Here is a 1025-nt window from a genome sequence, read left to right as displayed (position 1 = left end):
CCTTTGGATGGCGCAGTATGTGGCGTTTGCCGCGGCCGCGCTCGGCCGAGAGGTCGGCCAGCGCCGAGGCCACCTTGCCGAGATCGGCGCCGACCAGCTGCGCCGCGCCCAGCACGGCCAGCACATTCTGCACCATGTGGCGGCCGGGCGCGCCCACGCGGGCAAGGACCTCCCGACCGTCGATCTTGGCGGCGATAACGGAATGGTCGGCGTCGAGCTCACATTTCACCAGCCGGAAGGTCGAGCGGGCATTTTCGCCAAAACTGTAGACATGCTCGACACCGGCGGCCTTTGCCATCTTGTCGAGCAGTTTCCAGCGGGAATCGTCACGGTTGAGCAGCGCCGCCCCATCCGGCTCCAGCCCTTCGAATATCTCGGCCTTGGCCTGGGCAATCTCGTCGAGGTTGCGGAAGAAGCCGAGATGCGCGGCCGCAATCAGCGTGACGATGGCAACATGCGGCCGGACCATCTTGACCAGCGGCCGGACCTCGCCCGGATGGTTCATGCCGATCTCGAACACGGCAAAGTCGCAACTCTCGGGCATCCGCGCCAGTGTCAGCGGCACGCCCCAGTGGTTGTTGAACGATTGCGCCGAGGCGTGCACGGTGCCGACCGCCGACAGCACGTGGCGCAGCGCCTCCTTGGTGGTCGTCTTGCCGGCCGAGCCGGTCACCGCGATGATCCTGGCCCCGGCGCGGGCGCGCGCGGCGACGCCCAGTCTTTCCAGCGCCACCAGCACGTCCTGCACGACGATCATCGGCGCCGTCAGCCGCCCCAGCGACGGCAGCTTGCCTTCGGCGACCACCAGCACGCCGGCCCCGGCCTTGACGGCCGCGGTCGCGAAATCATGGCCGTCCATCGTCTCGCCCTTGATCGCGAAGAAGGCATCCCCGGGCTGCAGGCTGCGGCTGTCGATCGAAATGCCCGATATGCCTTGCGGCATGACGCCGATCGGCCGTCCGCCCATCGCGTCGACCAGCGCCTCGGAGGTCCAGAGCAGGCTCATGCCGCGCGCTCCCTGAGCG

At 68.3% G+C, this 1025-nt stretch carries 1 protein-coding gene; it reads right to left on the bottom strand.

Going from position 1 to position 1025, the window contains the following annotated elements; translation table 11 throughout:
- Positions 1-1006 (bottom strand): Mur ligase family protein (locus tag EN781_RS33140; RefSeq protein ID WP_127400760.1); only part of this gene is annotated, 1006 nt, incomplete at its 3' end.
- Positions 1007-1025: the final 19 nt, after the last annotated feature.

Source organism: Mesorhizobium sp. M4A.F.Ca.ET.090.04.2.1, from assembly GCF_003999085.1.
Classification (GTDB): Bacteria; Pseudomonadota; Alphaproteobacteria; order Rhizobiales; family Rhizobiaceae; genus Mesorhizobium.
The sequence above is the reverse complement of the archived record's forward strand: the minus strand, read 5'-3'. Positions and strand labels throughout refer to the sequence as shown.